The organism is Billgrantia endophytica (genome assembly GCF_002879615.1).
Classification (GTDB): Bacteria; Pseudomonadota; Gammaproteobacteria; order Pseudomonadales; family Halomonadaceae; genus Halomonas; species Halomonas endophytica.
Genome location: NZ_PNRF01000029.1, coordinates 24,681 through 34,286, shown reverse-complemented (window position 1 = coordinate 34,286; position 9,606 = coordinate 24,681). Strand labels below are relative to the sequence as shown.

Sequence of the window (9,606 nt, the reverse complement as noted above, 5' to 3'; positions counted from 1 at the left end):
TTCACCCTGCAGGTCGCCTCGGGCAACCTGGCGGCACGTTCGCCGGATCAACGGCGTGATGAGGTCGGGGTCCTGCTCAGGGCGATGGACATCATGCGCAAGAGCCTCTACAGCACGACTTACAGCGTGCAGCAGGGGATCGAGGTGGTGAACCCGGCATCCCGCTCCATTGCCCGTGGCAACGAGGACCTCTCCGCCCGTACCGAGCAGCAGGCCGCCTCGCTGCAGGAGACGGCCTCCAGCATGGAGGAGATGACCACCACGGTGCAGCAGAATACCGACAATGCCCGGCAAGCCAGTGGCCTGGCGCTGGACAACGCCGGTCGCGTGCGTGATACCGGCGATCTGATGAACGGCGTGGTGAAGACCATGGAGCGCATCACCGCCAGCTCGAACAAGATGACCGACATCATCAATGTCATCGACGGTATCGCCTTCCAGACCAACATCCTGGCACTGAATGCCTCGGTGGAGGCGGCGCGTGCCGGCGAACAGGGTCGCGGCTTCGCGGTGGTGGCGGAAGAGGTCCGCAGCCTGGCCGGACGTTCGGCGGACGCGGCCAAGGAGATCCGTCAGCTGATCGACGGCTCGGCCGGCGAGATCAGGGAAGGGGCGGCCCAGGTCCAGAAGGCCGAGAGCGCCATGGCGGAAGTCGTGGCGGCGTCTTCCCGGGTCAACGACATCATGGGTGAGATCACGGCGGCTTCCGAGGAACAGAGCAGCGGCATCGGCCAGATCAATCAGGCCATCACCGAAATGGACCAGGTCACTCAGCAGAATGCCGAGCGCGTGCAGCAGAGCGCCCGTGCGGCCAGCGACCTGCGGCACCAGGCCGAGCAACTGGCCCGTGCCATTCGTGTATTCCGCCTGCGTGGTGCCGGGCCGGAGCAGGTGCGGCTCGTGGAAGAGCGGCCGGCGGGAACGCAACGTGATGAACGCACGCAGCCTGTCCAGCCTGCCTTGGGGCACGACCCGCTTCCCGGGAAGCGGCCGCCGGCCAAGGCGAGCAAGGCAACCGCCGACGAGGAGTGGGAAACGTTTTGACACGGTCAGGTGGAGACCCCGGGCCTGAACCGGGGCAATGGTCAGGAGTCGGTCAGCTGGAACGCGACCTGATCCTGACCGATGACGACTTCACGCAAATTCGCAAGTTGATCTATCAGCGTGCGGGCATCGTGCTGGCTGAGCACAAGCGTGAAATGGTCTATAGCCGTTTGGCCAAGCGGCTGCGTCATCACGGTTTGACACGCTTCAGCGATTACCTGGCCCGCCTGGCACGTCAGCCCGAGGCACGGGAGTGGGAAGCCTTCACCAATGCACTGACCACCAACCTCACGGCGTTTTTCCGGGAGATGCATCATTTCCCCCTGCTGGCGGATCATGTCCGTCAGTCGAGCGGGCCGGTACGCGTCTGGAGTGCAGCGGCTTCCTCGGGTGAGGAGCCCTATTCGATTGCCATGACGCTTCTCGAGACATTGGGCCAGAGGGCTGCCGACGCACGGATCGTGGCAACGGATATCGACACCGAAGCGCTCGAGCGTGCCCGGGCCGGTGTTTATCCCATCGAACAGGTGCGCAAGCTCGATGAAGACCGGGTGAAGCGCTTTTTTCACAAGGGCAAGGGGCGGCACGAGGGGTTGGCCCGGGTGCGGCCGGAAGTCTCTGCCCTGGTGGAGTTCCAGGCCCTGAACCTGTTGGCGCCGCAATGGTCGATCAAAGGACCTTTCGATGCGATTTTTTGCCGTAACATCATGATCTACTTCGACAAGACGACTCAGGCTCGTATCCTCGAGCGTTTTGCGCCGCTGCTCAAGCCCAACGGGCTGTTGTTTGCCGGGCATTCCGAGAACTTTTCCTACATCAGCAAAGTGTTTCGCCTGCGTGGCCAGACTGTCTATACCCTGGCCGATCACCGTTAGGCACGGTATCACGGGCTCGTCCCGCCACTCGTCGTGAGAATCGCCCGTGAAGCCGGCTATAACGCCGTTTTCCGGCTTTTCGCTAAAGTTTTTACCGGCGGGGCCGATGTTGAACTCATTGCAATATTCGCCATGGGCTCTGACGAATAGCCCTGTCCACTGGCCCTGTCAAAAGGAGGTCCGCCTTGGGATCGAACAGGATCAAGGTGCTGTGCATTGATGATTCGGCGCTGATTCGCGACCTGCTCAGCGAGATCATCAATTCGCAGCCGGACATGGAAGTGGTGGCGGTGGCGCCCGACCCGCTGGTCGCACGCGACCTCATCAAGCGCCACAATCCCGATGTCCTGACCCTGGACGTCGAGATGCCGCGGATGGATGGCCTCGATTTCCTTGAGCGCTTGATGCGCTTGAGGCCGATGCCGGTATTGATGGTGTCGTCCCTGACCCAGGCGGGTTCGGAGATTACACTGCGTGCCCTTGAGCTCGGCGCGCTGGACTTCGTCGCCAAGCCATCGCTGGGAATTCGCAACGGCATGATGGAGTATGCCAACGACATCGCCGAGAAGATTCGGGCAGCCGCCAAGTCCAGACCCCGCCAGGCCCGGCGGGAGGACGCGCCGGCACGTGCCACGCTCAAGGCACCCCTGGTATCCAGTGAAAAACTCATCATCATCGGTGCGTCCACGGGTGGAACGGAGGCGATTCGCTCCGTGCTGGAGACGCTGCCGGCCAATAGTCCGGCGATTCTGATCACCCAGCACATGCCCGGTGGTTTCACCCGTTCCTTCGCCGAACGCCTCAATCGGCTTTGCCACATCACGGTGAAAGAGGCAGTGGACGGAGAACGGGTTCTGCCGGGGCATGCCTACATCGCACCGGGCGAGGCCCATCTGAAGCTGGCCCGCAGTGGCGCCAACTACGTGGCGCGTCTGGATGATGGGCCACCGGTCAATCGCCACCGCCCCTCGGTGGACGTGCTGTTCCATTCGGCAGCCACCCAGGCTGGCCGCAACGCCATCGGAGTGCTCTTGACCGGCATGGGGAAAGATGGCGCGGCAGGGCTCCTGGAAATGCGCCAGGCGGGTTCGGCTACCCTGGCCCAGGACGAAGCCAGCTGCGTTGTGTTTGGCATGCCTCGCGAGGCCATCGCCCTTGGTGGGGCCAGTGAAGTGATTTCGCTGGATGTCATACCCGAGCGACTGATGGTGCTGGTGGCGGCTTCGGGCCGCGCACAGCGGGTTTGATGAACAGAATGCAACGGGTCTGATGAGTAGAATGATGACGATGACGGCCTTGCCGTCCTTGAACGCGAGGAAGCGCCGATATGACTCGTTTTATCCGTAACATCAGCATTCACGTATCCGTGATCGTGGCGTTGGTCTGTTTCGCCGTGTTGATCGGTCTGGTGGCGCTGCTCTCGGCGTTGTCGGATCGTCAGGCCGGCGTCATCCTGACCGACCTGGACCGGATCAACGTCCAACAGCTCAACGAGATCAATCGGGCCGATGCGCTACTCAACGTGGCCCGGGTCAGCCTGGAAGTCGCTTCCAACCAGATCATGCTGGGCCGCATGCGAGAGGCCAATGCGCAGCTCGATATCGCGGCCGACCGCATCGGTCAGGCCGAGGCGCATTTCAATAATTTCGTTGCCGCTCCCAAGTCGGAGCAGGCAGAGGCGATTTCCCGTGAACTGGAAGCCTCCTTCGTCACGGTGATCGACCTGGTTGGCCAGCAGCACGCTCTTCTGGACCAGCTCGATACGCCGGCCTTCAACACGCTGCGCGACGAGCTGATCGAGCCGAGTGAGGCACTGGGTGACAGCATGGCGGAGTTCGTCGCCTATGGCTTCACCAGTGGCAGGGAGATGGTGGCATGGTTCCAGGCCCAGGCCGATCGCTTTGAGCTGATAAAGCATGGTGCGTTACTGCTGGCTGCCGTTGTCCTGCTCCTTGTCTACTTTGGCCTGCGGGCAACGGTGATCCGCCCCTTGAACTCGGCGGTCCAGCAGCTGCAGACCATTTCCAAGGCGGATCTGACCGCCAGGATACCGGAAGGTAGCGGCAACGAGATCGGCAAGCTGTTCAACGCCATGCGGGACATGCAGCGCAGTCTGGTGCGTATCGTGGGTCAGGTGCGTGACAGCAGCGGCTCGATCCATATTGGCACCCGTGAAATCGCGGGTGGCAACGCCGATCTGTCGTCGCGTACCGAGCAGCAGGCCGCCTCGCTTCAGGAAACCGCGGCCAGCATGGAAGAGATCACCGCGACCGTGCGTCAGAACGCCGACAACGCCCGCCAGGCGAGTGGGCTGGCACTGGACGCTTCCACCACCGCCGAGCGTGGTGGCAATGTGGTGGATCGTGTCGTCCAGACCATGGGGGGCATATCGGCCAGCTCCAAGAAGATCAGTGATATCACCAGCGTGATCGACTCCATCGCCTTCCAGACCAACATCCTGGCGCTCAACGCATCCGTGGAAGCGGCCCGTGCCGGCGAACAGGGGCGCGGCTTCGCGGTGGTGGCCGGCGAGGTGCGCAATCTGGCCAGCCGCAGCGCCACGGCCGCCAAGGAGATCAAGGAGCTGATCGACGGTTCGGTGGCCCAGGTGAAGGAAGGTGCGACGCTGGCCGAACAGGCCGGGGAGACCATGGACGACGTGGTCAAGGCGGTGCGCCGGGTCACCGACATCATGGACGAGATATCGGCGGCTTCCCAGGAGCAGAGCGACGGCATCGAGCAGGTCAGTCAGGCCGTCGGCCAGATGGACCAGGTGACCCAGCAGAATGCCTCGTTGGTGCAGCAGGCGACCGTCGCTGCAGCGTCCCTGGAAGAGCAGGCCAATCGTCTGGAGCAGGCCGTTGCGGTGTTCCGCTTGACTGGCGATATCCAGCGGAGCGAGCCGGCCACCGGTGCCCCTCGTTCAGCGGCGGCGCCTGCCTCGCCGGCGTCTGCCAAGAGCGTCGTGCCGGCTGTGGCCCAGCCTCGTCAGGTGGCCGAGGTAGACCCGAAGCCACGGCGTTCGGGGCAGCGGGGCACCGGTCAGCGCGAGCCCGTTGCCGAAGGTGAATGGGAAGAATTCTGAAGCACGACGGCGGAGAGCCCGCCGTCAGTCACCGTTGCCATGACATAAATGAGGAATCCTGATGGCTGACAAGAACATGAGCTTTCTGGTGGTCGATGACTTCCCGACCATGCGCCGGATCGTTCGGAGCCTGCTCAAGGAGCTGGGTTACACCAACGTCGATGAAGCCGAGGACGGGCAGGAAGCGCTGAGCAAGCTCCGCTCCGGTGATTTCGAGTTCGTGGTCTCGGACTGGAACATGCCGAATCTCGATGGGCTGGAAATGCTCAAGCAGATCCGTGCCGATGATGCACTCAAGTCGTTGCCCGTGTTGATGGTCACTGCCGAGGCCAAGAAGGAGAACATCATTGCCGCGGCCCAGGCTGGGGCCAGTGGCTACGTGGTCAAGCCGTTCACGGCCGCCACCCTGGAAGAAAAACTCAACAAGATATTCGAAAAACTGGGCAAGTGATTCGGCGGGCGGGCCCGCTGGCAAAGGAGACGACAAGATGAGCGCAAACGAGCAGCCTGAGGCTCAGCCGTCCAGCGCCGCAGGCGATGATCTGGTACAGCGTATCGGCCATCTCACGCGTACCCTGCGCGAGAGCATGCGTGAGCTGGGCCTGGACAAGGAGATCGAAAAGGCTGCGGAAGCCATTCCCGATGCCCGGGATCGCCTCAGCTACGTGGCGACCATGACCGAACAGGCTGCCGAGCGGGCCTTGAACGCCATTGACCGGGCGCAACCCATCCAGGACTCGCTCAGTGACGATGCCGCATCCCTGGACAAGCGCTGGGCGGAGTGGTTTGCCGAGCCCAAGGCACTGGATGAGGCCCGGGAGCTGGTGAAGGAGACCCGCTCCTATCTGGGTGGCGTGCCGGACAAGACGCAGGCAACCCAGAAAGAGCTGCTCGAGATCATGATGGCCCAGGACTTCCAGGATCTGACGGGCCAGGTCATCAAGAGGATGATGGACGTGATCCGCGAGATCGAACATCAACTGGTGCAGGTGTTGATCGACAACGTGCCGGAGAACGTGGCCCGCGAAAACATGCAGCGGCAGGCCAACGATCAATGGGAAACGGATGCGCGCCGTCGTGAAGGGGGGTTGCTCAATGGCCCCCAGGTCAAGCCCGGTGCCGATATAGTGACCAATCAGGATCAGGTCGACGACCTGCTCGATCAGCTTGGTTTCTGACCGCCCGTCGCTTCCCCATTTGTTTCGATGACACGTTCTTGCCGAAGGTCATGGTCGATAAGGCCACGATCATCGGCGCTTTTTGGCGTATTACCTCTCCCCTGAAGCCTCCACAATGGCCAGCGTGCACACGAACGTCCGGACGCCATGGCCGACCAGAGCAGTGACCAGGAAAAGACCGAAGAGGCCACGCCACGACGACTGGAGAAGTCGCGCGAGGAGGGGCAGGTTGCCCGATCCCGTGAGTTGACCACCTTCATGCTGCTGTTGGGCGGCGTGGTGGGGATGTGGTCGATGGGGGTGATGCTCTACGATCAATTGGGTCTGGTCATGGAGCAGGCCTTCCTCTTCGAGAGACGTCAAGCCTTCGAGACAGGTCCGATGCTGAACAATGTCCTGGACCTGGCCCAGCGTACCTTGTGGACGATGCTGCCGCTGTTCCTGCTGTTGACGATGATCGCCCTCGTGGCACCGGCGTTATTGGGTGGCTGGCTGATCTCGGCCAAGTCGCTCAAGCCCCAGCTGTCGAAGCTGAATCCGTTCAAGGGCTTGAAGCGCATGTTCGGGGTTCAGGCATTGGTGGAGCTGTTCAAGGCCATTGCCAAGTCGGTTCTGATCGGCGGCACCGGCATGGCGTTCCTCTACTTCAACCGTGGTGAGTACCTGTCACTGCTCGACCAGCCCACGACCCAGGCGTTGGCCCGGGCGCTGATGCTGGCTGCCCAGGCCTGCGGGTTGATGGTGTTGACGCTGCTGGTCGTGATCCTGATCGACGTGCCCTATCAGCTATGGAGCCATGCGAAGAAGCTGCGCATGTCCAAGGAAGAGGTCAAGCGTGAGCACAAGGAGTCCGAGGGTGATCCGCATGTGAAAGCGCGGATCCGTTCTCAGCAACAGGCCATGGCGCGAGGACGCATGATGAGCAAGGTGCCCGAAGCGGACGTGATCATCACCAACCCCACGCACTATGCCGTTGCGTTGCAGTACGACGAGAAGAGCATGGGGGCGCCGAGGGTAGTGGCCAAGGGGGCCGATAAGGTGGCCGGACGTATCCGGGAAATCGGTCAGGAGGCTGGGGTGCCGTTGCTGCAGGCGCCTCCCCTTGCACGAGCCCTGTATCATCATGTGGATCTCGATCGCGAGATTCCATTGGACCTGTATAGTGCGGTAGCGGAAGTGCTGGCCTGGGCCTTCCGTCTCAAGCATGTGTCTCAAGAGGGGGGAGAGGTGCCACCAACGCCCAAGAATCTAACGGTACCGCCCGAGCTGGCGGTGCCTGGTGCCAACGATGTATCCAGCGCTGGTGAACCGGACGGGAATGAACCGAGCGGGGCGCGCGAATGAAGTCCCTGAGCCATTTCCTTGGGCGCCGCGACTGGATGAGCGACGTCAAGATGAAGCTGCTGGCGGGCCCGATCCTGATCCTCATGATCCTGTCCATGATGATCCTGCCGCTGCCGCCGTTCATGCTGGACCTGTTCTTCACTTTCAACATCACCATGGCGATCATGGTGCTGCTGGTCAGCATGTTCACCCAGAAGCCGCTGGATTTTGCCGCCTTCCCCGCGGTGCTGCTGTTCACCACCCTGTTGCGCTTGTCGCTCAACGTTGCCTCGACCCGTGTGATCCTGATGGAGGGACACCAGGGCGGCGATGCGGCGGGCAAGGTCATCGAGGCCTTCGGACAGTTCCTGGTCGGCGGCAATTTCGCCGTGGGCCTGGTGGTGTTCCTGATTCTGGTGATCATCAACTTCATGGTCATCACCAAGGGGGCCGGGCGTATCGCCGAGGTGGGCGCGCGCTTCATGCTCGACGCCATGCCCGGCAAGCAGATGGCCATCGATGCCGACCTCAACGCCGGGCTGATCGGCGAGGAGGATGCCCGCAAGCGGCGTGGCGAGGTGGCCCAGGAGGCCGACTTCTACGGTTCCATGGATGGTGCCAGCAAGTTCGTCCGCGGCGATGCCATCGCCGGTCTGGTGATCATGGGGGTTACCCTGATTGGCGGGCTGCTGATCGGCATGCTGCAGCACGGCATGGATTTCGGGGGCGCGGCGCGGACCTATACGATCATGACCATCGGTGATGGTCTGGTGGCGCAGATCCCGGCGCTGGTGATTTCCACCGCCGCCGGTGTCACGGTATCCCGAGTCAATACCGAACAAGACGTCGGCCAGCAGATGATCAGCCAGCTCTTCGTCAATCCTCAGGTACTGATCCTGGCGGCCTGCGTGATAGGCATGCTGGGCCTGGTCCCGGGGATGCCCAACTTCGTGTTCCTGTTCTTCACCGCCTTGCTCGGTGGCCTGGCCTGGTTCCTGATGCGCCAGCAAGAGAAGATGCTTGTCGAGCAGGAAATCAGTGCGGAGCCGCCTCCTGCGCCAGAAGCGCCAGAGGCGAGCTGGGACGACGTGCAACTGGTGGACACCCTGGGGCTGGAAGTGGGACACCGGCTGATACCCCTGGTCGATCAGCGACAGGAAGGCGAGCTGCTGGGGCGCATCAAGAGTGTGCGCAAGAAATTTGCGCAGGAAGTGGGCTTCCTGCCCGCGGTGGTACACATCCGCGACAACCTCGAGCTGGGTGCCAATACCTACGTGGTTTCTCTCAAGGGTGCCGAGATCGGGCGTGCCGAAGCCTTCCCGGGACAGTGGCTGGCCATCGATCCCGGCCAGGTAACGGGTCAGCTGCAGGGCACCGTCACGGCAGATCCCGCCTTCGGTCTACCGGCAATCTGGATCGATACCGCGCAACGAGAGCATGCGCAAGTGTACGGCTACACCGTGGTCGACGCCGGTACCGTCATCGCGACCCACCTGAACCATCTGCTGCACCGCCATGCGTCGGAAATGCTGGGTCGTCAGGAGGTGCAGAAACTGATCGACAAGCTGGGCGAGGACCAGAAATCCCTGGTCGAGGACGTGGTGCCCAAGGCGCTCAGCCTGACGTCGCTCCAGCGCATACTGCAGAACCTGCTCGACGAGGAGGTCTCGATTCGGGATATGCGCACCATACTGGATACCCTGGCCGAGTACGGGCCCCAGCAGCAGGACCCCAGCGAACTGACCGCTCTGGTACGGATCGCCCTTGGCCGCTCGATTACCCAACAATGGTTCCCCGGGCAGGACACCTTGAATGTGATAGGCCTGGAGGCGCAGCTGGAGCAGGTGCTGATGCAGGCCATGAATGGCAACGGCGCCCTGGAGCCGGGTCTGGCGGAGACCCTGATGAACCAGGCCGAACAGGCCTTGGGCCGGCACGAGGCAAGCGGCGAGCCGCCGGTCATGGTCGTGCAGCATTCGCTTCGTCCGCTGTTGTCCCGCTTCCTGCGTCGTCGATTGCGCCACCTGGTGGTCATGTCCCAGGCGGAGATACCCGATGATCGGACGCTACGTGTCACGACGCTGGCAGGAGGTCGATAAAC

8 protein-coding genes are annotated in these 9,606 nt (G+C 62.5%); all 8 read left to right on the top strand.

The genetic code is table 11. From position 1 onward, the window contains the following. The coding region (locus tag C1H69_RS14915) for a methyl-accepting chemotaxis protein (RefSeq protein ID WP_240609966.1) at positions 1-1,044 on the top strand (1,044 nt) is incomplete at its 5' end. Beyond that, entirely contained in the window at positions 1,041-1,919 is an 879-nt protein-coding gene (locus C1H69_RS14910; RefSeq protein WP_240609965.1) for a CheR family methyltransferase, read from the top strand. The genes C1H69_RS14915 and C1H69_RS14910, both read left to right, overlap by 4 nt. 185 nt (positions 1,920-2,104) lie before the next feature. Then, positions 2,105-3,166, top strand: a complete 1,062-nt coding sequence (locus C1H69_RS14905) for a protein-glutamate methylesterase/protein-glutamine glutaminase (RefSeq protein ID WP_102654182.1) — start codon at positions 2,105-2,107, stop codon at positions 3,164-3,166. An 80-nt stretch (positions 3,167-3,246) separates the two neighbouring features. Next, a complete protein-coding gene (locus tag C1H69_RS14900) occupies positions 3,247-5,004 on the top strand; it encodes a methyl-accepting chemotaxis protein (protein WP_102654181.1) in 1,758 nt (585 codons plus the stop codon). Between the two features lie 61 nt (positions 5,005-5,065). Next, complete coding sequence (cheY, locus tag C1H69_RS14895; protein ID WP_102654180.1) at positions 5,066-5,455, top strand: chemotaxis response regulator CheY; 390 nt, start codon at positions 5,066-5,068, stop codon at positions 5,453-5,455. 37 nt (positions 5,456-5,492) lie between these two features. After that, complete coding sequence (cheZ, locus tag C1H69_RS14890) at positions 5,493-6,182, top strand: protein phosphatase CheZ (protein ID WP_102654179.1); 690 nt, start codon at positions 5,493-5,495, stop codon at positions 6,180-6,182. A 147-nt stretch (positions 6,183-6,329) separates the two neighbouring features. After that, complete coding sequence (gene flhB, locus C1H69_RS14885; RefSeq protein ID WP_102654178.1) at positions 6,330-7,526, top strand: flagellar biosynthesis protein FlhB; 1,197 nt, start codon at positions 6,330-6,332, stop codon at positions 7,524-7,526. Next, complete coding sequence (flhA, locus tag C1H69_RS14880; RefSeq protein ID WP_102654177.1) at positions 7,523-9,604, top strand: flagellar biosynthesis protein FlhA; 2,082 nt, start codon at positions 7,523-7,525, stop codon at positions 9,602-9,604. Before flhB ends, flhA begins: the two co-directional genes overlap by 4 nt. The last annotated feature ends 2 nt before the right edge of the window (positions 9,605-9,606 follow it).